Annotated in this window: 18 protein-coding genes and 1 pseudogene; 12 read left to right on the top strand and 7 right to left on the bottom strand. The window is 40.0% G+C overall.

All coding sequences use genetic code 11. The features are described 5' to 3' along the window. Positions 1 to 160: 160 nt before the first annotated feature. The 5 genes from PX700_RS06300 to PX700_RS06280 all read right to left on the bottom strand — a co-directional run bounded on the left by PX700_RS06300 (position 161) and on the right by PX700_RS06280 (position 9147). Complete coding sequence (locus tag PX700_RS06300) at positions 161 to 3499, bottom strand: type I restriction endonuclease subunit R (protein ID WP_479520220.1); 3339 nt, start codon at positions 3497 to 3499, stop codon at positions 161 to 163. Between the two features lie 51 nt (positions 3500 to 3550). Then, the gene (locus tag PX700_RS06295; RefSeq protein WP_479520219.1) at positions 3551 to 5101 is read right to left on the bottom strand and encodes a restriction endonuclease subunit S; all 1551 of its coding nucleotides are present in this window, start codon (positions 5099 to 5101) and stop codon (positions 3551 to 3553) included. An 86-nt stretch (positions 5102 to 5187) separates the two neighbouring features. Then, complete coding sequence (locus PX700_RS06290) at positions 5188 to 6243, bottom strand: PDDEXK nuclease domain-containing protein (RefSeq protein WP_479520218.1); 1056 nt, start codon at positions 6241 to 6243, stop codon at positions 5188 to 5190. Beyond that, positions 6233 to 7918 carry a type I restriction-modification system subunit M gene (locus tag PX700_RS06285; RefSeq protein WP_479520217.1) on the bottom strand — a complete coding sequence of 562 codons (1686 nt, stop codon included), beginning with the start codon at positions 7916 to 7918 and terminating at the stop codon, positions 6233 to 6235. Before PX700_RS06285 ends, PX700_RS06290 begins: the two co-directional genes overlap by 11 nt. Positions 7919 to 8445: 527 nt before the next feature. Next, positions 8446 to 9147: a hypothetical protein gene (locus PX700_RS06280; protein ID WP_479520216.1), complete on the bottom strand. Its 702-nt coding sequence runs from the start codon at positions 9145 to 9147 to the stop codon at positions 8446 to 8448. 286 nt (positions 9148 to 9433) lie between these two features. Here PX700_RS06280 and PX700_RS06275 point away from each other — a divergent pair, with 286 nt between their 5' ends. Next, positions 9434 to 9592: a hypothetical protein gene (locus PX700_RS06275; protein WP_479520215.1), complete on the top strand. Its 159-nt coding sequence runs from the start codon at positions 9434 to 9436 to the stop codon at positions 9590 to 9592. A 91-nt stretch (positions 9593 to 9683) separates the two neighbouring features. Beyond that, a complete protein-coding gene (locus PX700_RS06270) occupies positions 9684 to 10577 on the top strand; it encodes a LysR family transcriptional regulator (protein ID WP_479520214.1) in 894 nt (297 codons plus the stop codon). A 65-nt stretch (positions 10578 to 10642) separates the two neighbouring features. On the opposite strand, the gene PX700_RS06265 is transcribed toward PX700_RS06270, so the two are convergent. Next, complete coding sequence (locus PX700_RS06265; RefSeq protein WP_479520213.1) at positions 10643 to 11515, bottom strand: EamA family transporter; 873 nt, start codon at positions 11513 to 11515, stop codon at positions 10643 to 10645. 608 nt (positions 11516 to 12123) lie between these two features. Between PX700_RS06265 and PX700_RS06260 the strand changes: the two genes are divergently transcribed. Further along, complete coding sequence (locus PX700_RS06260; protein WP_415636773.1) at positions 12124 to 12504, top strand: GreA/GreB family elongation factor; 381 nt, start codon at positions 12124 to 12126, stop codon at positions 12502 to 12504. A gap of 230 nt (positions 12505 to 12734) precedes the next feature. Here the strand turns inward: PX700_RS06260 and trhP are convergent, their stop codons facing one another. Further along, complete coding sequence (trhP, locus tag PX700_RS06255) at positions 12735 to 14120, bottom strand: prephenate-dependent tRNA uridine(34) hydroxylase TrhP (RefSeq protein WP_415636772.1); 1386 nt, start codon at positions 14118 to 14120, stop codon at positions 12735 to 12737. Between the two features lie 216 nt (positions 14121 to 14336). Between trhP and ndk the strand changes: the two genes are divergently transcribed. The 9 genes and pseudogenes from ndk to der all read left to right on the top strand — a co-directional run bounded on the left by ndk (position 14337) and on the right by der (position 24635). Beyond that, a complete protein-coding gene (ndk, locus tag PX700_RS06250) occupies positions 14337 to 14768 on the top strand; it encodes a nucleoside-diphosphate kinase (RefSeq protein WP_007377442.1) in 432 nt (143 codons plus the stop codon). A 170-nt stretch (positions 14769 to 14938) separates the two neighbouring features. Then, positions 14939 to 16069, top strand: coding sequence for a dual-specificity RNA methyltransferase RlmN (gene rlmN / locus PX700_RS06245; protein ID WP_479520212.1), 1131 nt, complete (start codon positions 14939 to 14941; stop codon positions 16067 to 16069). 125 nt (positions 16070 to 16194) lie between these two features. After that, positions 16195 to 17855: pseudogene (pilW, locus tag PX700_RS06240) on the top strand (type IV pilus biogenesis/stability protein PilW). Then, complete coding sequence (locus PX700_RS06235; RefSeq protein WP_479520211.1) at positions 17852 to 18721, top strand: RodZ domain-containing protein; 870 nt, start codon at positions 17852 to 17854, stop codon at positions 18719 to 18721. Before pilW ends, PX700_RS06235 begins: the two are co-directional and overlap by 4 nt. Positions 18722 to 18726: 5 nt before the next feature. After that, on the top strand, positions 18727 to 19845 hold the full coding sequence (ispG, locus tag PX700_RS06230; RefSeq protein ID WP_415636770.1) for a flavodoxin-dependent (E)-4-hydroxy-3-methylbut-2-enyl-diphosphate synthase: 1119 nt from the start codon (positions 18727 to 18729) through the stop codon (positions 19843 to 19845). Between the two features lie 139 nt (positions 19846 to 19984). Beyond that, positions 19985 to 21265 carry a histidine--tRNA ligase gene (gene hisS, locus PX700_RS06225; protein WP_170071597.1) on the top strand — a complete coding sequence of 427 codons (1281 nt, stop codon included), beginning with the start codon at positions 19985 to 19987 and terminating at the stop codon, positions 21263 to 21265. A gap of 19 nt (positions 21266 to 21284) precedes the next feature. After that, positions 21285 to 21905 (top strand): YfgM family protein, encoded by a 621-nt coding sequence (locus tag PX700_RS06220; RefSeq protein WP_166419845.1) that lies wholly within the window; start codon positions 21285 to 21287, stop codon positions 21903 to 21905. Between the two features lie 10 nt (positions 21906 to 21915). Next, positions 21916 to 23094: an outer membrane protein assembly factor BamB gene (bamB, locus tag PX700_RS06215; RefSeq protein ID WP_479520210.1), complete on the top strand. Its 1179-nt coding sequence runs from the start codon at positions 21916 to 21918 to the stop codon at positions 23092 to 23094. Between the two features lie 74 nt (positions 23095 to 23168). Further along, on the top strand, positions 23169 to 24635 hold the full coding sequence (der, locus tag PX700_RS06210; RefSeq protein ID WP_479520209.1) for a ribosome biogenesis GTPase Der: 1467 nt from the start codon (positions 23169 to 23171) through the stop codon (positions 24633 to 24635). Positions 24636 to 24845: the final 210 nt, after the last annotated feature.

The following is a 24845-nucleotide window of genomic DNA, read 5'->3' as shown; positions in this document are numbered from 1 at the left end:
AATAACCAACCTAGTGTTAACTGAAAATCATTTTATAAAATGCTTCACTTCTGAATTTTACTAAAGTTAATTAAAATAGATTTAGTTCAGCTTTTCTAAATAAAATGTTCGCCTTGAGCTTAAAACATATAGTCCCTTATTGTTTAATAGGAATAGATATTCACGCCCCTTTGTTCGCTTTAAAACTCTGCGCTTGATCAAATATTTCTTTATACACTTCATCGCGGCTGATGGGTGGGTATTTAAATTTAGCCAACACTAAAATCAGCTCTACTTTAAGTGATGATTTAATGTCGTCGCGATGGTTCCAATCAACAAATTTAACTTTGTCGTCTACAATTACTTTTACCGCTTGGGCCAGTTCAATGAGCTTATCTTCGGGGTAGTCAAAGTCGTATTTAATCGCTAACATTTTTAGGGCGTCGTAAAAGCCTTTTTCTTCAATATCAATGCCTAGCTCGTCGCCGGCGTTCATTTCGTCGCGTACGCTGTAAATCATATCAACCATGCTTTCTGAAAAATCATCAAGTACGCTACTTACCAGTACGTCATCTTCTTTTCGCTCGTTGTAGCGCTGTACTAGCGATTCAAAGCGTTTAGTAAAGTCGATACCTTGGGTTTGGTTTACTTTTTTAAGCTCGCCAATGGCTTTGGCTAGCATTTGTTGCAGTATTTTAATTTTGGTATTGGGGAGTTTTATTTTTTCTATTTTAGCGATGTAGTCGTCATTAAAAATGTCGATTTCGCCGCCGTCTTCATTACCTAGCTTAAATATTTCCTCAACGCCGTCGCTTTGTAGGGCTTCGGCTATCATTTCACGTACTTTGGCGTTCATTTGCGCCGTGTCGGGCGCTTCGCCTTTGGTTAGCTTGTAAATAATAGAGCGAATGGCGAGGTAAAAGTGAATGTGGTTACGCTCATTTTCGTTAATTTTTTCACTACCACAACAAACATCGTAAGCGGCTTTTAAACGTTTAACTAAATCCATAAAGCGCTTTTGGCGTTTTTCGGTAATAAGTGCAAACTCGGCTGCGTGGTTTAAACAATTTAACTGGGCAACCGCTTCACTTGTAAAATAAGGGCTGCTGTCAAATTTATGAAATAACTGAACAAGTAATGCTAGGTGGTTTTTTACTTCTATAACCGAAGCGGTAATATCTTCAAAGTTAGTTTCGTCTGTTTTTGAATACTGCGCAAGGGCTTTATTCATTTCAGATTTAATACCAATATAATCGACTACCAAGCCTTTATTTTTGCCTTCAAACTGGCGATTAACCCGCGAAATAGTTTGTATTAAACTGTGCTTTTGCAGTGGCTTATCAATGTACATAGTATCTAAAAATGGCACATCAAAACCGGTTAGCCACATATCGACCACTATGGCTATTTTGAAGTTTGAATGTTTATTTTTAAATTGCTTATCAAGCTTTTTACGTTCGTCTTTACTGCCAAGTAAATTATATAAACGTGCGACGTCGTCTTTGCCACGCGTCATCACAATTTTTACTTTTTCAGAAGGGGCTGCAATACGGCCTTCGCTAATAGCACGCTTTCGCTCGGTATCCGATAACGCTTGTGTATTTTCGGTATCAACTACATCAAACCAATCTGGGCGTAATTCTTCTAATTCTTGATACAACTGATAAGCAATCCCGCGCGAGCTACACACAAACATAGCCTTACCTGCAACCGTAGAGCCTTCTTCAACGCGTTTTTCGTAGTGCTGCACAAAATCTTTTGCTAACACTTTAATGCGATCAGGGTCGCCTAAAATACTATTCATGTTGGCGGTGGCTTTTTTACTGTCTTCTATTTGCAGCTCGTTACTGCCAGCATCGGCGCATTCTTTGTAATAGGCTTCAATTTCGGCCAGTTTACTGTTGTTTAAACATACTTTGGCCGCGCGGCCTTCGTACACAATGCGTACGGTTATTTCATCTTTAACCGATTCGGTCATGGTGTACGAGTCAATCACTTCACCAAATACATCTAAAGTCGCGTCTACTGGCGTGCCGGTAAAACCAACGTAAGTAGCATTGGGCAGTGAGTCGTGCAGGTATTTTGCAAAGCCAAAGGTTTTTCTTACTCCGGCATTAGGGCCTTTTTCGATAATGGTAATTTTTTGATCAAGGTTAACTTGGCTACGATGCGCCTCATCAGAAATACAAATAACGTTAGTGCGCTCGGTCAATAGTTGGGTGTCTTCGGTAAACTTATGAATGGTCGTTAAAAACACACCGCCACTGTTACGGCCCTCTAATAACTCTCGTAAGTGAGTACGGCTGGTTACAGTTTTTACCGTGTCATCGCCAATGTAGGTTTTAGCATTACCAAATTGCTGCGAGAGTTGATCGTCTAAATCGGTGCGGTCGGTAATTAAAATAATGGTTGGGCTTTTAAGTTCAACGCTTTTCATCAGCAAGCGTGTTAAAAATTGCATGGTGTAACTTTTACCGCAACCCGTTGCGCCAAAGTACGTACCGCCTTTACCATCGCCTTGTGGCTTTAAATGCCGCTTTATATTTTCGAACAACTTATTAGCCGCATAATATTGCGGGTAACGCGGCACAATTTTTATCTCTTTTTTGCCCGCGTTTTTATTATCAGAATCAGGGAAGAATACAAAATTGCGCATTACATCGCGCAGCCGCGCTTTATCAAACAAGCCCTGCAATAAGGTATGTAACGAGTTAATCCCCTCTTGTGCAGTTAGCTCTTGCCCCGTTACTTTTCCCCACGAGTAAAAAAACTGATACGGCGCAAATAAGTTGCCCATTTTGTTGTTTACGCCATCGCTTATAACGCACAAGGTATTAAATACAAATAACTGCGGGATAGCGCGCCTGTACCGTACTGTTAACTGTTTAAAGGCTTCAAAAATGGGGGCTTGTTCGCGTATCGCGCTTTTAAATTCAAACACCACCAGCGGTAAACCGTTTACATATAAAATACCATCGGGAATGCGCATTTCAATATTGTCGTAACTTGTGGGGCTTTGTATTTCTAACTGAGTAACAAAACGGTAAATATTGCCATCTTGCAGGTAGGTAACGCTTGCTTCATTCACATTATCTAAAGCAGCGTGTGCCATTGCATTACCAGCTGTTAAGCTACTTTTAATGCCTTGCTCAACGTTGTCGTAATCAAGTAGTTGAATATACAAATCTTTTTGTGATTTACTCCCTGCTACACTGCCACGCTCGTGTGTAAGTACTTCCCGTTTAAGTAAGAATCCATCACTTAGCCACTTACAAAAGGTTTTATTGCTTTCGTATAAATCACTAGCAGGTAGCTTTTCAAGCTTTGCAATAATTGAGTCTACTTCACCGGTAGTAATATTATTTTTAGCGTAACGCTTGGTTAAAAAAGCCCGTAAGTCTTCTTTAATTAATACGTCGCTATTACTACGGGTGAGCTGCCCGCCCAATAAATGCGGGTAGCCTTGCTCGCCTAATAGCTCAACTACCACTTGTTCTAATTTGGCTTCAGTAAATTTCATCAAACATCCTTATTCTTGTTATTTTGGCCTTTAAGCGCTCAGCTCAAGTTATTAATCGACTGCTTTTTCACCAGTGGCTACATCAGGTATTTGTAGCTCGCCAGATATGAGTTTAGGTAAAAGAGTGTCGCGGAGTTTGGTCAGCTCTATGTTTTGCCGATTGTTCATTAAAATTTTATCAAATAATGAGGTTACAGCTTTACCATACTCTTCAGTCAGTTTATCACCGGAAAATGGCAGTAAAATAGATTTAAATGTTTCCCGAGTTATTGTATTAAAAACTGAGCCATGACCTCTTTTCTGTAGGTCAGAAACTTGGTGCCTCGTAAGATAGTATATAAATTCATCTGAGATATTATTAATGCCATTAATACCATAACAGGACTGATTCATAGCCATAGGAGTGCCTACAAATGCACATTTACCAACAGTTCCTCGGGCGCTTATAATTGTAGTACCAACACGGAGTATTTTTGTAGACGATTTATCTACACCTAGCTGCGTAACATGCTTTTCCGTATCAACAACAAATACATCGCTATCGTGAGGTGCATCAACTACCGAAAACCAAGGGATGTCACCGTTCCAATACTCTTCAATACTCGTTTTAGGTGTACCTCCACCAATTAATATAATTAATGACTCTAGAGGAAGTACTTCCCAGCCCTTTGGTATCCAACCTAGTTGTTCGTTGTGCTCGAACTCATTGGGGAAGTGAGCGTGGGTGTTGGCGTGTTGGGCTAATATTTTAGGATTGGCGCTAAAGTTTGGTTTAACGGGTGTTTTAGCGGCTTCTTCTGATACTTGCCCTGCTGCGTGTGTTGCTTCTTTTGTTGGTAACTGTACTTGTAACTCGTGAGCGAGCGCACTGAGTGATGCTTTACATTGCGCCGCATTTTCTAAACTGTTCAGTGCCGCTAAGCGGCGCTGTGCTTTTTGTTTTAACTCATCAGGCAGACTAGTTTCAAGGTTGTCTAAGTTAAAATCAACGCTGGCAAGTAGATTGTCGAACACCGGATCAAAATCAACAAACCAACTTTTAAATAACGCCTGCGCCATATGTTCAAGGGTTTGGTTTGTTTCTTTGTTTAGACTTATTTTGTTATTAATAGCATTTAAAGTATTAATAACTTTTCGTTGCGTTTTTATTCCAGGAATGTGGATATTGAAGTCTGGTAACTCCCTCAATGAAATTCGTTCAACTGTTGCCCCATGAATTGTACGTTTTTTTATTTCTTGTTGGAAAACAGGTGACAAATAAGCATATAGTAAATACTCTGGGAGAACTTTAGATTGATCCGGTCTTAGCAACCCCATTCTCCTTCCTAAACAAGCAGTTACGCCAGCAGGCATTAATGCGGCTTCACCTAGCCTAGTTTCGTATGAAAAGAGAACATCTCCTACTTGAGGTGTTACCCTTTTAGTCCACTTTTTGAATTGTTCCTCGCTAAGGTGCGCTGATTTAGAAAGATCTAATTGACCATTTACGAGACTTGATATACTCAAAAAATAAGGACCTACATCAATTTTCTGTGGTGTAGCATGCGGGCCATCAAAAACTTCAGCAATATCTCTTACCTTCATCAAATAGTTACTCCCCATAACCCAGCGCCTCCAAGTTTTTACGGATAGCTTTATCTAACACTTTTGCTTCGCCCATTTGCCAATCAACTTCACACACTATTTGTTTATTCATCATCTTGGCCTCTGGCTTGCTGATTAAGCAACTGTGCTTGCACACGTTCGCGCTCTTTTTGGAGTTCTATGCGCAGCTCTTCTTCGCTGGGCAGTTGTGTGAGGTACTGCGAGGCAAAAAGATGTTTGCTTTCATTAAGCACTGAATATTTAACCACGGTATTATTGGTTTGTGAGCATAAAATCAAGCCGATAGTTGGGTTGTCTGTTGCTTGACGTTTTTGCTCTTCATACATGCGCACATACATGTCCATTTGTCCGACATCTTGATGGCTTAATTTATTGAGTTTTAGGTCAATTAATAAAAAGCATTTTAAGTGATAGTTATAAAAAACCAGATCAATAAAGTAATCCCCATCATCGGTGATTATTCGTTGCTGACGTTCAACAAATGCAAAACCTTTACCCAGCTCAAGTAAGAATTTTTGCAAGTTATTGATAATACCTAACTCTAAATCTGTCTCTTGGTAATGACCACTTTCTAAATTGAGAAAATCTAGGATATAAGGATCACGCAAATAGTCTTTTGGCGTTTCTGCTAACGGTTGAGTTTTTTGTTGGGCTTCTTGCTCTACGGGTTGTTTGTTTTTACTTGAGAGCAAACGCTCGTAGTAAAGCGTACCGATTTGACGTTCTAAGGCGCGTACACTCCAGTTTTGTTGACTGGCCTCTTGCATATACCATAAGCGGGCATTTTCATTTTCAATGCGTATAAGTGTTGAATAATGCGACCAACTCAATTTGGCAGACACTGTCTGCCATTTTGAAAAGGCTAAGTAAAAACTGCGCATATTGCGTAAGTTTCGACTTGAATATCCCTTACCAAATTGTGCGGTTAATTGTGTTGAGAGCAACGCAAGTTGTGTTTTTCCATATTCAGCTCGTGTCGCTCCTTGCTGCTCTTGTTCAACAATTAACCGTCCAATTTGCCAATAGGCGTTCACCATAGCGTGATTAACGGTTTGTTTAACCTGTTTACGCGCTTGCTCAATAACCTGTTTAATTTCGATTAATATGGCGGGGTTATCTAATGCGTTACTATTTTCCATAACCCAGTGCCTCTAAGTTTTGTCGAATAGCGTTGTCTAGCGCATCGCTTTGACTCATTTGGCTATAAAGGGTTTGGCTAAGCTCACTCATTTTGGTCTCGAACGGGATACCGTCGTCTGCAATCTCAGCAGCGCCTACATAGCGCCCGGGGGTAAGTACGTAGTCGTTCGCTTTTATATCGGCAAGAGTGGCTGATTTACAGTAACCGGCTACATCTTTGTACTCTTGTTCTTGCTCTTTATTTTCGCTTTTCTCTTGCTCTTTATTTGCGCTTTGCTCTTTTTGTGCGCTTTCTCGCTCGGTACTTTCAGTGGTTAACTCTTCGCCGCGCCAAATATGGTAGGTTTGGGTAATTTTAGCTATGTCGTCGTTGGTGAGTTCTTTTAAGGTGCGGTTAACCATAGAGCCCATTTCGCGGGCGTCTATAAAGAGCGTTTCGCCTTGGCGGTCGCGGCGCTTTAGTAGGCCTTTTTCGTTATTGCCTTTTTTATCTTTACTTATAAACCATAAACACACCGGAATTTGTGTGGTGTAAAACAGCTGCCCTGGTAGGGCTATCATACAATCGACTAAATCGTTTTCGATTATTTTTTGGCGAATATCACCCTCGCCACTGGTGTTTGAACTCATTGAGCCATTAGCCAGTACAAAGCCAGCGGTGCCATGCTCGCTGAGTTTTGAGATCATATGCATGATCCACGCATAGTTGGCATTACCAGTAGGCGGTGTTGGGTAACCTGCCCAGCGGGCATCGTCAACGAGTTCGTTATCGGCGCGCCACTGTTTTTGGTTAAACGGTGGGTTTGCCATTATGTAATCGGCTTTTAGGTCAGGGTGTTGATCTTTAAAAAAGGTATCGCCTGCTACATCGCCTAAGTTGCCCGAAATACCGCGCACGGCGAGGTTCATTTTAGCCAGTTTATAAGTAGTGTTGGTGTACTCTTGCCCATAAATAGACACATTTTTTTGATTGCCGTTATGGCTATTAATAAACTTAAGCGATTGCACAAACATACCGCCCGAGCCACAACATGGATCGTAAATTTTACCTTGAAATGGTTCAATCATATCGGCGATAAGGGTAACAATTGACTTAGGCGTATAGAACTCGCCCCCGCCTTTACCTTCAGAGGCGGCAAATTTACCTAAAAAGTATTCGTAAACACGGCCAACTAAGTCTTCTTCTGTTTTTTCGTTTTGGTTGGCGATGGTGTCGATATTATTAATGGTGTCGATTAACGCTGAGAGCTTACTGGCATCAAGCCCTAAGCGTGAAAAGTAGTTGTCGGGCAATGCGCCGGCGAGTGATTTATTGTTTTTTTCAACGCCGTGTAGTGCGGTATCTATTTTTACGGCAATATCGCCTTGTTTGGCGTTGGTTTGAATGTGTGACCAACGGGCGTCTTCTGGTAGATAAAACACGTTATCCATTGCGTAAAAGTCGACCATGTCTATGTATTCATCACCGTATTCGCTGACAATGGCTTTTTTACGCCCTTCAAACTTATCACTAATAAATTTAAGAAAGATTAAGCTTAAAACAATGTGCTTATATTCGGCTGATTCAACACTGCCGCGCAGTTTATTGGCGGCATCCCAAAGGGATTCTTCAAACCCGACTTGTGTTTTTTTTGCAGCTTTTTTAGGTGCAGGCTTTTTTGATGCAGCGTCCATGTGGTCTCTCTTAGGCAAGAATATCAATATAAATTATTGGCTTATCATACCGCAAAGGTCGTGGTTTTTTGAGTGTTAATTAGGGCGTGTTGATCTTTGGTGGGTGAATTTGCAGCAGTATGTTTGGTTTTTAGGTAAGGCAGAGCCTATGTAATGTGGTTGCTCCCCATAAATAGGCGATAACGCAGCATAAATGCCAAACATGCACTGCCCTCTGGGTTCTTTCTAGGGACGGTCAACTCTTTGTTGCTCGGTTTTTACTTAGCCCACTAGGTTACAAACCTCGCGCCGCGATTTAATCGCCCCTAGATTGAACAAATTTCAATCCACAAAGTTCAACACGCCCTAGTAATAAATTGGTATTAAAAATATGCTTTGTACAAGTAAAGAGAAACTTCGGCTTTAGCAATAAAATTCCCCGTATATCATTTATTTTATTGGCTGTAGTGGCTTAGCTAATTTGACGAACAACCTGAGTTTCACCCTATTACTAATTTTTAAGTGCTACAAAACGGGGTTGTTAAAGCCTATTTAATAACACTTGATTTTGCCACTGTGAGCTCTTCTACTAATTTTATAAATTCGGGTCCCTTAATAAGATTTTTCTGTAATTCGCTAAACACCTCAAGCACGACATTTACCTGCTCTTGGTGAGTATTGGTACTCTCAAACAGAGGAAGCATTGGCTTTAAAATAATAATTGGGTGCCATTTATTATGTTTTGCGTTTGCCTCTACAGCCGTATCTATGTAATCCCAATCATTAACAAACGATTTAAGCCCCTCTTTAAATTTTTTATAATTCTCTGAATGTTTAATCGTTTCTTGGCCTGTTCGATTAAAGTCAAAAACTAAACATAATTTTAATTCATTGTTTGTAAAGTTTTTAACCCCGTGATCCGCACCATCGAGTAACACGCCACAAAATATCCCTGGAAGCCATTGCCTGCCTTTATCTTTAATCGTAGGGCAAAATTCTAGCCCAACTCTTGACTCAGTTCCTTGACGCTTAAATACAGGCTCCATTCCTATGCTTTGTAACGGCCATACTAGTTTTTGAGCTTCTTTGAAGATAGAGTCAACTTGTTCGCTAAACTTCACGGCCTCTAAATAATTAGTAATTGAGAAGCGATTCATTGGTGTTTTTGGCCCTAATCCCTCTGATTTTAGTAATGATAAGAAGTCTTCGATTGCCCAACTCGCATGCTCATCATTTATTTTTTCAGTCAAAACTATCAAGCATTTATAAATTTCCTCCAAACATAATGCGGCGTCAGGGTTTTGAGCATGCTGAAAAGAAGTAGCGGTTATTAATATGATTTTGTGGCTATCATAAGTTTCGGATGCATATTCTCGATAGTTTTAAAGTTGATTTACATTCTATTGTATAGGGAACCTAAATGAGATTAGCCAGTATCTACTTTGCTTGGCATTAACACGTCTCAAACGCTTTACTCGCAAAAATAGACACTATAGTACCCATTAATCTTATTTTAAATCCATTTTAGATACAGTTGTGTCTCTTTTTCTTGGGGGTTACATTATTAATTACCTGCTATTAAGCGAAGGTGAAGTGCAGCTAGCTTTTGCAGAGCATCTAAAAGAACGTCGCAAAAAAGCAAAAATGTCACGCGAAGCGTTAGCTAAAAAAGTACAGTACCAGCTTCCACAATAAAAACCTCGGCCTTCTCTACTTTTAATCTCTAATGAAATTTTAAAGCGCCGCTGTTAATATTATCTACCTCCTAAGCAATAAAGTAGTTCTGATGGCAGCTAGTTATTCTCTCGATGATTTACGTTACTTTTGCACCATAGTAAAACTAGGTAGCTTTAAAAAAGCATCAATAAGCCTTGATATGTCACTATCAACTTTAAGCCGTAGAATACGTTTATTAGAGCAGGCCCTGCAATTAACACTCCTAAATCGAGATGCCCATAGAGTTACACTTACGCATACTGGCGAGTTATATTACGACCGCTACCGCAAGTTATTTGACGAAGTAGAGTGTATTGAGCAAGCACTTTGTGATGAAAAAGACCAACCTAAAGGGAAAATTAGGATCTCTGCACCCATTTACATGGGTAAACATTTTTTAAGTGCTATTTTTTGTGATTTTTTACTACAGTATCCCGAAATTCAATTAGATTTACGCTTTTCAAATAACCTTATTGATATTGAAAAAGAAGGGATTGATATAGCATTTAGAGTAAGAAACCCAGCGATTGAAGATTGGGTAATTAGGGAGCTTAAGCTTACTAATAATCTGCTGTGTGTTCACCCAAATTATGATCATCATCCCATCACTCATCCTGAGCAATTAGAAGATCATCCAAAAGTTACGTGCGTTGGGTTAGTCCCGTGGAAACTAAAAAATCAGCAAACGAGCGAAGAATACAGTTTTAATCCAAACACGCATATCAGGTTAGAAGTTGATGAAATTCAAATGATGAAACAAGCCGTTGAGTCTGGCGTAGGTATTAGTTACATTCCTGATTATATAGCATTGCCTCTTATTGAAGCCGGAAAGCTTAAACACATTCTTCCTGGCTGGCAAAGCGAAGGGCAGCCTTTTTCTATGCTTTATCGCAACAGAAAACAAATCCCTTATCGTGTGCGATTACTTATAGAGCATACACTGCAACACTTTTCTAAAGTGTAGCAGCGTATGCCTTTAGCACTTAAACGGAATTATTTTCAACAACAAAACTTTAAGTTAGCTAAACTTTAAAAACTAAGTCTTAGTACGATTACACCTAAAAATGCAGTTGTTAATCCTATAACTTCTTGGCGTGTAAAAGACTCTTTTAGAACGATGCGCGAATACAGCAAAATAATTAAAATGTTCATCCCCGAAATTGCCGAAACGAGCCCTGTATTACCAATTGCAAAAGCAGATATTATTGCCACCATACCTGCTACATTTGTTAAACCAATAAGTAACCCGCACGAAAATGTTTTACTCGCAGACCAATACACTGGATCAGCACCTTGCTCTACTAGCATTTTTTTTCGCTTTACTAACCAACTAACAGCAAAAAGAAAGCTACCAAACCCAAACATAGACGTTAGCGTTGCAAACGTATCGGCCTCAAGGAGTGTTGATTGTTTGCCCATTAAATCATTAAATGCAAAGGATAGTGCAGCGAGTAATCCCCATTGTGCACCTTGTAAGTTATTCAACGAGATATCGCTTGAATAACGAATGATATAAAGCCCACCAAAAATAATGAAAAAGCCAACTAATTGAATTGTTGTTAAGGTCTCCTGCCACAATAAAAAAGCAAACATAAGTACAAATAAAGGCGTTAACCCCGATAGAATACTAATTAAAGATGCTTTTCCAACCGAAAACCCCTTGTGCAAAAACCCATTGGCCGCAAAAGATCCAAAGCCTAAAGCAAGTCCAACCGTAATGTCTGCCCAGCCATACCATGTATGTTCAAATACCACAGTACCTAGCGCACTAATTATAAACCCCACAAAAAAAACACCGAACAATAATAGATTACGGTTAATTTTTTTCTGCGACGTCCATTGATACATTATTCCTCGTGCACCAAAAAAAACAGTGGCGAGTAATGCAAAAATTATCCACATATAAATGAGACCCTTTATAATTTACTTTGATGAACCCGAATAAGAAGTGGTTATTTAACATTGTTCAATGCAATGACTATTACATAAAGATTAAGCTATAGAGCACGTGACCACTATAAAAGTGTTACCCAACACCTAATTTTACTCTATAAAATAAACAGCTTAAGCTTCACATAATTACACTTTAATAAACAACAGCACCATTATATTTAATCTATAAATATTATAAACAGGCATAAATGACACTATAGATCCCATAAATAGCACTTAATCATTTAGTCGTTTAGCTTCAATTACATAGTGAGAAATTAACACGTAGGCATTACAGCATTTCAGTGAGAAAAAACGAGTTTATAAAAGCATAAAAAATAGCTATTAAACTATTATTTTATCGTCAAAATATTTTTTAACCTAAAACTCAATTGACTTTATTTTTTAACTCAATATGATTGATTTAAACAAAGAGGATAATATGTTTACTTTAATCACATACCTGCTAAAAACAAATACCATCTTCGGAATTTAAGCCGAGTGTAACCCTTACACTCGGCAGTTACACTGTACCTTTATATATTTAAATTCGATTTAGTTTTTGTGGGGATTAGTCCGTGCTTTCTTTTCTGTTCGAGCGTAAAAAACCTTTCCTGTCTAAAAATGACTTCACAGATGCAGCGGTACTATTACAACCGTTAAAGCTTGCGTATTTGCTCCAAGAAGTCGAGTATTCACAGCGGCCTTGGTCAAAATTCAATCCGCATGTACAAATTAATAGCACGGTGGTTATTAAAAATATAACCACCGGTTTTAAGCGCCGTATAACTTTAGTTCCTCCAAGCCAACGAAGGCACTTTATTAGTGACGTATCATTTCACTCTCCTCTTGGGGTCGCTCTTTTAGGGCATAAAATAAATCATATTATTGAATATAAAGAAGCTGGGGAGTCCTATTTTTGGGAAATCATAGCCATAAATATTAAGGAGGAAATATAGAGTAAATTATTTCAATTTTTATTTATTAATTTTATATATTTAATTGGAGTTATTTGTAATGAGTAAAGAAAAACCTAAAAAACATGCAAGCAAAACATTAAAACAAAAACGTAAAGAGCGAAGAGATAAGCTAAAGCAGCTTGAAAAATAATTAATATTATTTTAAATAAAGTCGCAAACTCGGGGTTTTTATAATCCCGAGTTTTTGAAAAAACTATATTAAGCTGTAGCTAAACAGCTTGCTTAAATGGATTACGGGTATCTTGGTGTGTCTCAAGGTTACGCATTAAAATAGCGTGCTCTAAGTTAATACTCTCATCTAATGGTATTTTTACAATGTGACCAGAGCCTTTAGCATCGCTAATACTTTCGCCCTTTTTGTTTTCCATATATTCAAGCTTAAAAGTAATGTTACCTTGCGGTGTCATGAGTTCGAGTGAGTGCCCTGTGCAAAATTTATTTTTAACGTCTATTTCAACTAAACCATTTTCGCAGCGTTCAAGTACTTCGCCCACAAATTGCTGCTTGGTAGAAACTGAATGACCGTATTCATAATTTTGATAATCTTGGTGAGCGTGACGTTTTAAAAAGCCTTCGGTATAACCACGATGCGCTAAGTTTTCGAGTGTTTTAAATAAGCTAGTATCAAATGGTTTACCCGAAGCTGCGTCGTCTATTGCTTTGCGATAAACTTGTGCCGTGCGCGCCACATAGTAAAATGACTTAGTACGCCCTTCTATTTTTAAACTATGTACACCCATTTTTGTGAGCTGTTCTACGTATTGTACAGCGCGTAAATCTTTTGAATTCATAATATACGTGCCATGTTCATCCTCAAACGCAGGCATATACTCGCCAGGGCGACCTTGTTCCTCAAGCATAAATACTTCGCTACTTGGCGTACCTTCACCTAGTGTAGGAATAACCTGTTTGGGGTCAATTTTATGCACCATTTCGCCGGTTTCGTTCTCAACCCCTGGTTTTACATCGTAATCCCACCTACACGCATTTGTGCACGTGCCTTGGTTTGGATCGCGTTTGTTAATATAGCCCGAAAGTAAACAACGCCCTGAATACGCCATACAAAGCGCACCATGTACAAACACTTCAAGTTCGGTGTCTGGGCAGAGTGTCCGTATTTCAGTTATTTCTTCGAGCGATAGCTCCCTTGACAAAATAACGCGTTCAATCCCCTGCTTTGCCCAAAATTGCACGCTCGCGTAATTTACCGCATTCGCCTGTACCGACAAGTGAATAGGCATAGCAGGCCATTTTTCACGAACAAGCATGATTAAACCAGGATCTGACATAATTAGCGCATCGGGTTTCATTGCAATAACAGGCTCTATATCACGTAAGTACGATTTAACCTTCGCGTTATGCGGCGCAATATTTGATACCACATAAAACTTCTTATTTTGCTGATGAGCTTCATTAATACCTATTTGCAGAGTGTCTAGGTCAAATTCATTATTACGCACACGCAAACTATAGCGAGGTTGCCCTGCATAAACCGCATCTGCGCCATAAGCAAAAGCGTAGCGCATGTTTTTTAAACTGCCTGCAGGGCATAATAATTCAGGAATAAAAGGCGTTGAAGAGATAGTTGGTAACATGTGCGCTCCATACAGCGAACTGGCTTTAAGCCAGTTGTATGATTAATTAATTTATAAGCGCGGCAGTATAAGTACGATTAGCAATTTGCTTTTGATCGAGATCACAAAACTGCAATCAAACTGGTTTTTAATAAAATTAGGATTTTTCACTTAAAACGCGTATAATTCGCGCCCGTTAATATTCACACTTTTACTTAAAATTATTGGAGCATAAAGATGGCTTTAGAACGTACTTTTTCAATCGTAAAACCTGATGCAGTAGCTAAAAACCACATTGGCGCTATCTACAACCGTTTCGAGTCTGCTGGCCTTAAAATCGTTGCAGCTAAAATGGTTCACCTTTCACAAGAGAAAGCTGAAGGTTTCTACGCAGAACATAGCGAACGTCCTTTCTTCGGTGCTTTAGTATCTTTCATGACGTCTGGTCCAGTAATGGTTACAGTTCTTGAAGGCGAAAACGCTGTTCTTAAAAACCGTGAAATCATGGGTGCTACTAACCCTGCTGAAGCACTAGCTGGTACTTTACGTGCAGACTACGCTGATAGCATCGACGAAAATGCTGTTCACGGTTCTGACGCTGTTGAATCTGCTGCTCGCGAAATCGCGTACTTCTTCGCTGACGAAGAGCTTTGTTCACGTACTCGTTAATTCGAACTCGTTAACAAAATGAAAAGGGCTTTCGGGCCCTTTTTTAGTCATTACGTAAAGTATTTGTCAGTGTATTTGTTGATGTTTTACTTAATGATTAAAGTGAGTGAATTGTGTACAATTCGTCCTCGTAAATTTTTATCTCCACCGTCACCGATTGAGGTTGTTTCATGACCGAGCAAAAAAAGATTAACTTATTAGATTTAAACCGAGAAGCAATGCGCGAGTTATTTGCATCGTTCGGTGAAAAGCCGTTTCGTAGTGACCAGGTGATGAAATGGATTTATCATTTTGGCGTAGACAACTTCGACGATATGAGCAACGTAAACAAAAAGCTTAAAGAAAAACTTAAAGCTGAGTGCGAAATTGTTGCGCCAGAAATCACAGTTCGCCAACAAGCAAGCGACGGTACTATTAAGTACGCACTTATTCTTGAAGGCGGCCAAGAAGTAGAAGCTGTTTGGATCCCTGAAAAAGAGCGCGCTACTTTATGTGTATCATCACAAGTAGGTTGTGCGCTTGAATGTACTTTTTGCTCTACTGCGCAACAAGGCTTTAACCGTAACTTAAAAGTATCTGAAATTATTGGCCAAGTTTGGCGTGTAGCTAAAGATATTGGCCTTGATGGTCATAGCGAAAAGCGCCCAGTAACTAACGTTGTAATGATGGGTATGGGCGAGCCTTTACTTAATCTTAAAAACGTAGTGCCAGCAATGGAACTAATGATGGACGATTGGGGTTTTGGTTTCTCTAAGCGCCGCGTAACATTAAGTACTTCAGGGGTTGTACCTGCTCTTGATTTATTAAAAGAGAAAATTGACGTAGCACTGGCTATATCACTTCACGCACCAGATAACGCCCTGCGTGATATTTTAGTGCCTGTTAATAAAAAATACCCTATTGAAGAATTTTTAGCCTCGTGTCGTCGTTATATCGATGGCTCAAAAGCCAATAAAGACGTAACAGTTGAATACGTTATGCTTAACGGCATTAACGACAGCACCGATCAGGCGCATGCATTAGTGCAAACGTTAAAAGGCACACCTTGTAAGGTCAACCTTATTCCGTTTAACCCGTTCCCGGGTAATGAGTACACTCGCTCAAGCAATAGCCGTATCGACCGTTTTTCAAAAGTATTACAAGCAGCGGGTGTTACCTGTATTGTGCGTCGTACTCGCGGTGACGACATTGATGCCGCTTGCGGACAGTTAGTTGGTGACGTAGTTGACCGTACTAAACGTTTAGCTAAAAAGAAAATGCGTGACGATAACGCAATTAGCGTTAATATCCACCAAGCATAATCTGTAACGGCTCTATGTGACTAAGTCACATAGAGCCGTTAAGTCGTTTATTTTTAAATAAATGATGCAACATAAAAGCTTTTAGGTAGTATAGGCCCTATGGATAAAAATAAAGGGACAAGGTAATGCGATCTATACTTGCTTTAACATTATCAGCACTTGCACTGAGTGGCTGTGTTAGCGAAAGTAGCTATAACGGCAGTAACAAACCCGTCGTCAAAAATAAAATTGATAATAATGGCGCGGCACGTACTCGAATTGCTCTAGCCCTTCAATATTTAAAAACGGGCAATAACTCTCAAGCCAAATACAATTTAGAACGTGCAGCCGCATTTGCTCCTGACCTACCTGAAGTGCATTACTCTCTTGCTTATTACTATCAACAAGTAGGCGAAAACCCGCGAGCTGATAAAGCCTACCAAAAAGCACTCGAAATAAAGCCAGACGATCCTAATACCCTTAATAACTACGGTGTGTTTTTATGTGGTATTGATGAATACGATCGTGCTACTGATCAGTTTTTAAAAGCCATTAAAGTACCAAGTTATATTCGCGTTGCCGAAAGCTACGAAAACTTAGCGTTATGCGCTATTGAATTTGATGACTTTGAAAATGCAGAAAGCTATTTCCAGCAAGCACTTAACCACAGCTCCCAACGTGCATCCACTTTAATTAGCTTAGCTGCACTGTATTATGCTAAAAGTGACTTATACAAAGCCAGCGAACTTTTAGAGCGCTTTGGCAGTACAGGGCGAGTATCTTCTCGTGCATTAATGCTTAGCTACCTTGTAAAAAACAGAATGGGCAGAATAGAAGAAGCTGAAAAAATCTCTAGCACTATTTTACAAACTTATTCTACCAGTAACGAAGCCTACGCATTAAAAGAGAAAAGAACGCGTTTAAATGAATTTGAGATACTGCGAGAAAAATACCGAAAAGCGCAGCTAAAAGAACTAAAAAATGACGAAAGCGGCACGCATATTAGCTCAAAGCCAAAAATAAAAGTAATTAGAAAGAAACGTTCACCCAAAGACGGCTCAACAAGTCCGCTAGCAAGTAACGAGCAGAAAAAAGATAAAAGTTCGCAACAGCAAATAGCCGAGATGTAAATTTGGTTATAGCAAGAGAAGAGCAAATCGCTGAAAAAGTTATAGTATTAGAACAAATGATATCTCAAACAGTAGAGGTTCCTACGGCCGTGTTCCCAAGCAAAGCGGATGAAGTAAAGATAATGTCCTTTTTCGCACCTAAAACTGGCCGGCTTGTTCTACAACAAACCAATAATACTAACGCAGTGCCTGTAGTTTCCACTCAAAAAAATAGTCATGACGTGGTATTCTGTGAAGGGACTAAAAATACAGCCATACTTGGAAGCAGCAACTATCAAAATAGTGCGGATATCGAGTTTAAAAGTTATAAGACCGTACGGAAATCCGAGCGTTCAATGCTTAACCGTAAAGTACCAACTTTACAGTTACCATTTCATATAATTACCGTTGGCGAAAACCTATTTAGCATTTCGGTACAATACAATGTTAAACTACAAAAACTCTTACAATGGAATGGTTTAAAAGAGTCGGATAGAGTAATGGATGGAAGTAAAATTTATCTAAACGATCCGAATGTTTATTACGAAATTAAAGCTGGCGATTCCCTTTACGATATAGCTACCCAGCGGCATGTATTAATTGATGAATTAATGCGATGGAATAAATTAAGTCCTGATATAGCACTAAACCCAGGGCATAGACTTTTACTAGTGGATCCAGACTCATACAAATTATGAATGAAGAAAATACGCAAACACAGAGCGAACAGCCAACTGTAGGCCAAATATTAAAAAATCATAGAGAGCAAGCGAACGTTAGCATAGCGACTATTGCTGCACCGTTAAAGCTGTCTGAACTTCAAATTAAACGCCTTGAAAATGATGAATTTGCATTACTCGGCCCAATCACTTTTGTAAAAGGCTACATAAAAAATTATTGCCGTGAATTAAAAGTAGATAGCGCACCTATATTAGCGATGATGCCCGCCCCACCAGAGCCGACTAAGCCCGCTAATATGCAGAGCTTTTCGCGCCGAACAGAAAAAGAAGCAAACGACAGTCGCTTAATGTTTTTTAGCTATTTAATTTTAGCGATTGTTATTGGCTCATCTGCTTTATGGTTTTGGCAAAACGCGACACCTATTGAAGAGCAAACCAGTAACATAAACGTTGCCAACTCAAAAATGAGCGAGCGCCAAGCCGCTCAACCCAGTATTTCAGAGCAACAGCAACAAGCCGACATTGACGACGAATCATTATTAGAATCGCAAAATGCGCCTACTGAAATATCAACAAGCCCAGAAGCAGTTACAGAAACTGCTCCTATTGCTTCTAACAACGCAAGCCAAGAAGATGCAAGCAGTACAATTGTTATGAACTTTAACGGCGAAAGTTGGGTTGAAATTTACGACGGCGAAGGCGAAAAAATAGCATTCGGTGTTAAAAAAGCAGGCTATATTATGACCGTAAGTGGCACGCCTCCTTTTTCAGTTGTGCTTGGTAAGCATGACGCTGTAGACATTACTTTAAACGGCGAACCTGTAGATATTTCTGCATTTCCTAAAAACCGTTTAGCCAAATTTACATTACCACTAGCAGAGTAGTCGCTATGTTTTCAGAATCTCCAATTAAACGCAGAAAATCCACCCGTATCAATGTAGGTAACGTCCCTATTGGCGACGGCGCCCCTATTGCAGTGCAATCAATGACCAACACCGACACCATGGATGTTGATGCAACGGTTGCACAAATTCAGGCAATACAAGCTGCAGGTGCCGACATAGTTCGCGTATCAGTACCAACTATGGACGCTGCTGAGGCGTTTAAAAGTATTAAAGAACAAGTGACTATTCCGCTAGTAGCCGATATTCACTTTGACTACCGTATAGCCTTAAAAGTGGCAAAATACGGCGTTGATTGCCTGCGTATAAACCCGGGGAATATAGGTAGCGAAGAGCGTATTAGAGCGGTAGTAGACTCAGCTCGCGAGCACAACATTCCTATTCGTATTGGCGTAAACGGCGGCTCACTAGAGCGCGACTTACAAGAAAAATACGGCGAACCAACACCAGAAGCACTACTCGAATCAGCAATGCGTCATGTAGATATATTACGCCGCCTTGATTTTGACCAATTTAAAATATCAGTAAAAGCATCAGACGTATTTTTAGCCGTAGGCGCCTATCGCTTACTCGCTAAAGAAATAGATCAACCACTGCATTTAGGTATTACCGAAGCGGGCGGCATGCGCTCTGGCTCTGTTAAATCTGCAGTAGGTTTAGGTATGCTACTTGCCGAAGGTATTGGCGATACCCTGCGAGTGTCACTTGCTGCCGATCCTGTTCAAGAAATTAAAGTCGGCTTTGATATTTTAAATTCACTGCGTATTCGTGCTCGCGGTATTAACTTTATTGCCTGCCCTAGTTGTTCACGTCAAGAATTTGATGTGGTAAGCACCATGAACCAACTTGAAGAGCGCTTAGAGGATATTATCGAACCTATGTCTGTTTCGGTAATTGGTTGTGTTGTAAATGGACCAGGTGAAGCACTCGTTAGTGATATAGGGCTTGCCGGTGCAAATCGTCGTTCTGGTTTGTATATAAATGGCGAACGCCAAAAAGCGCGCATTGATAACAACAACATTGTTGACCAGCTTGAGGGTTATGTACGCGACTTTATAGAGAAAAAGCAGAGCCAAACACCGATTGACATAAAAATAGTCGAATAAATACATTTTAAGGCGGTAAACTACCCTGTTTGCCGTTTACCTTTATGGCCAAAACGCTATAATGTCAGGTCAATTTTTAGCATTCTTGTTGTGTAAGCATTTTTCATTACACAAAAAAAACAGCATTTAGGATTTATCAGTGGCAAAACAAATTCAGGCAGTTCGGGGTATGAACGATTGTCTGCCGGGCGATACACAAGTTTGGCAGAAAGTAGAAAACATTTTACGCGAGACAGTAGCATCGTTCGGTTATCAAGAAATTCGTTTTCCTATTGTAGAATCAACCGACTTATTTAAACGCTCTATTGGTGAAGTTACCGATATAGTAGAAAAAGAAATGTACACCTTTGCTGATCGCAATGGCGACTTATTAACACTTCGCCCAGAAGGCACCGCAGTATGCGTACGTGCTGGCAACCAAAATGGCTTACTATATAATCAAGAACAACGCCTTTGGTACATGGGTCCAATGTTTCGTCACGAGCGCCCGCAAAAAGGTCGTTACCGTCAGTTTCACCAATTTGGTTTAGAAACATTTGGTATTGCTACAGCCGACATTGACGCAGAAGTTATTTTATTAACAGCGCAACTATGGGAAGCCTTTGGTATTACTGAGCACGTTCGTTTAGAGCTAAATTCTTTAGGATCTAACGAAGCGCGTGCAGATTACCGCGATGCGCTAGTAGCCTACCTTGAGCAACACATTGATGTGCTTGATGAAGATTCAAAACGCCGTATGTATTCAAATCCATTACGCGTACTTGATAGCAAAAACCCAGACGTACAAGCAATTTTAACTGATGCGCCTAAATTGTCTGAAAATTTAGATGCTGAATCAAAAGAACATTTTGAAAATTTATGTGAACGTTTAGACGCTGCTGGCGTCTCATATACGGTTAATGAAAAGTTAGTACGTGGTTTGGACTACTACAACCGCACTGTATTTGAATGGGTAACCGACAGTTTAGGCGCACAAGGCACTGTATGTGCTGGCGGACGTTACGATGGCTTAGTTGAACAACTTGGTGGCAAAGCAACGCCAGCAGTTGGTTTTGCAATGGGTCTAGAGCGCTTAGTGTTATTACTGCAAGCACTTGAGTGTGTAGGTGACATTCGTCGTAATGCTGATGTATATTTAGCAGCAATGGGCGACAAAGCAAGCATTCAAGCTCCTGCAATTGCAGCGCAACTACGCAAAGACGTACCAGGTTTACGCGTTATGGTACATGCGGGTGGCGGCAACTTTAAAAAACAATTAAAACGTGCTGATAAAAGCGATGCACTTGTTGCAGTGATTATTGGCGAAGATGAATTAGAAAAAGGCGTTGTGACCATCAAGTATTTACGCGAGCGTAAAGAACAAGTCACATTAGAATTAGAACAAGCTAAAGCGCTATTAGCTGAGCTTATTAACGGCTAAGCGAACATTAGAGGTAAGAATGGACATTTATTCAACAGAAGAACAACAAGCAGAAGCCATTAAACGCTTTTTCCGTGAAAACGGCATTTCACTTGCGCTAGGTATACTTGTTGGCCTAGGTGGATTATATGGCTGGAAAGCATATAACCAAAACCAAATTACGACAGCTGAAAAAGCATCAGATTCATATACAACACTTGTTGAAAGCGATGATGTATTATCTTCAGCTGATGCGTTTATTAGCGAAAATAAAGATACAAACTACGCAACACTTGCAGCATTTGTAGCAGCTAAAGATGCAGTAGAAGCACAAAAGCTAGACGTAGCTGGCGAAAAGCTAAGCTGGATAGTGTCTAATACATCAAACACAGAATTAAAAGCAATTGCGATTACACGTTTAGCGCGTATTCAAATTGCGCAAACTAAATATGACGATGCATTAACGACATTAAATGCACCATTACCTGAAGCATTCAACGCAAACGTTGCCGAACTTAAAGGCGACATTTACTCTGAGCAAGGTAATAAAGATCAAGCACGTACTGCATATCAAGCAGCAATAGATGCGGGTGGATTAACAAGTAATCCACTATTACAAATTAAGTTAGATGACCTAGCAGTAACTAGCCCAGCGGCATAAGGTTTTAGGCATGAAAAAATTAACAACAGCAGCCCTTGCCCTATGTATGGCAACATTGATGGGTTGTTCATCAAGTGATGATGAAGAAGAGCTCGTACTTCCTGAAATTGTAAATCAGTTTGAAACTGACGTTGTATGGCAAGAATCTGTAGGTGATGGCGTAGAGCATTATTTTTCTCGTTTAACACCGGCAGTTTACAAAGATACTGTGTACGTTGCTAGCCGCGAAGGCCAAGTAGAAGCGCTTTCGCTTGCTAATGGCGATACAAAATGGGAAACCGATGTACGCCAAGATTTATCGTTTTGGCCATGGGCTGATAACGGTAATGCAAAATTATCAGGTGGTATTTTGCAAGCCTATGGTAAAATTTATATTGGTTCTGAACACGGCTTTATTATTGCCCTTGACCGCGAAACCGGTGAAGAAGTTTGGCGTAAAAATGTACCAGGCGAATCACTGTCTAAACCAACAGCTGGCGATGGCTTAATATTTGCTAATTTAGGCTCAGGTAAACTGTTAGCACTTCACCCAGATACAGGCGAAGAGCGTTGGAACTTTGAACAAGAGGTTCCACCACTAACATTACGCGGACAAAGCTCACCAACTGTTGCTAACGGTGGTGTATTAGTTGGCCTAGAAACAGGTAAGCTAAGCGTATTAATTTCAGATAGTGGTTACTCAGCATGGAGCGCAGAAATTGCGGTTGCCAAAGGCGCATCAGAATTTGAACGCCTAGTTGACGTAGACACTCAACCACTTATTAGTGGCCCATATGCTTACGCTATTGCGTATAACGGCAACTTAGCTGCTGTTGATATTCGCTCTGGCAATGTTGTATGGAAACGTGAATACAGCAGCTACCGCGACCTTGCGATGGATGCACAAACAATTTATTTAGTAGATAGCGATGGTGTTATTTACGCATTAGATAAAGATTCAGGTATTGAACGTTGGAGCCAACCCGCTCTACGCGGTTGGTACCTAACAGGCCCTGCAGTTGCAGGTAGCCACTTAGCTTTAGGCGACCAAGAAGGTAACCTACATTGGCTAAATAAAGAAACTGGCGAGCTAGTATCTCGTGAAGACTTTGACAGCTCGGGCTTTTTTGTTGAGCCAGTTGTTGCCGACGATAAGCTAATTTTATACACCCGTGATGGTGAAGTTAGTATGGTAAAAATACCAAACTAAGTTACTAATAGTCATATGGTTTTTTTAAGGCTTCGCACTGCGAAGCCTTTTGTTGTTTTTTAAAGAGGTAGTTTATGCTTCCCGTGATCGCTCTAGTTGGGCGACCCAATGTGGGCAAGTCCACATTATTTAACCGTTTAACACGTACTCGTGATGCACTCGTAGCCGATTTCCCAGGTTTAACACGAGATAGAAAATATGGCCAAGCTAGTTACGATGGCTATGAATTTATCGTGGTAGACACGGGCGGTATTGATGGCACTGAAGAAGGCATCGAAATCGAAATGGCAGATCAATCTCTGCTAGCTATTGAAGAAGCCGACATTGTTCTGTTTTTAGTAGATGCTCGTGTAGGTATGACCGTCGCTGACCAAGCAATTGCTAATCACTTGCGCAAGCAAGATAAAAAGTGTTTTGTTGTTGCTAACAAAACCGATGGTATTGATGCAGATTCAAACTGTGCTGAATTTTACCAATTATCATTAGGTGAAATCCATCATATTGCTGCATCGCATGGTCGTGGTATTACGTTACTCCTTGAGCAAACACTTCAGCCACTTATTGCTGAATTAGCTGCACAAGACGAAGACGTAGCCGATGATGACGAAGAGCTTATTAATCTTTACGAAGAAGATGAAGACAGCGATACCGATCATCAAGCATTTGCAGATAAACCTGTAAAGCTTGCAATTATTGGCCGCCCTAACGTTGGTAAGTCTACACTTACTAACCGCATACTGGGTGAAGAACGTGTAATTGTATACGATATGCCAGGCACAACACGTGACTCTATCTACATTCCGATGACTCGAAATGAAAAAGAGTATGTGTTAATTGACACAGCCGGTGTTCGTAAACGTAAAAAAGTAAGCGACGTTGTTGAAAAGTTCTCAGTAATTAAAACGCTTCAAGCAATCGAAGATTGTAACGTAGTGTTATTAATTGTTGATGCTCGCGATGGTATTTCAGATCAAGATTTAAGCTTATTAGGCTTTGCTCTTAACTCAGGTCGTTCATTGGTTATTGCCGTGAACAAATGGGATGGCTTAGACGATTACGTTAAAGATCGTATTAAATCAGAGCTCGATCGCCGTTTAGGCTTTATTGACTTTGCACGCTTGCACTTTATATCTGCACTACACGGTACAGGTGTTGGTCATTTGTTTGAGTCTGTTGACGAAGCGTATGAATCAGCGACTAAACGTATAAGTACTGCAATGTTACGTCGTATTATGGACATGGCTCAAGCCGATCACCAGCCGCCACTTGTTCGTGGTCGTCGTGTTAAGCTTAAATATGCACATGCCGGTGGTTATAACCCACCACGTATTGTTATTCACGGTAACCAAGTTAAAGATTTACCAGATAGCTATAAACGCTACCTGATGAACTATTACCGTAAAGCGCTTAAAATTATGGGCACACCTATCAAAATTGAATTTAGAGAAGGTGAAAACCCATTTGCTGGTCGTGTTAATAAAGTAACACTGTCGCAAAAACGTAAAATACGTGCATTTGCCAAAGAAAACCGTAATAAATAAATTCGTTAAAAATTAGTTTATTGCAATATAAACGGCGTACTTTTTAGTACGCCGTTTTTTATGCTTTATACCAATTAGCTTAATTAAGTGATCTATTTTGAGATTTGAAAAACGTGTTGCTAGCTAGGCAAAAATTTCGCTATTCAATGGTTCAAAATGAGAATTTTTTAACGCAGATAGCGACACATTTAGCTGTGCAAAATGATTACG

The organism is Pseudoalteromonas sp. TP27 (genome assembly GCF_056470645.1).
Note: the sequence above shows the minus strand (reverse complement) of the source record. Positions and strands in the feature narration are given on the sequence as shown.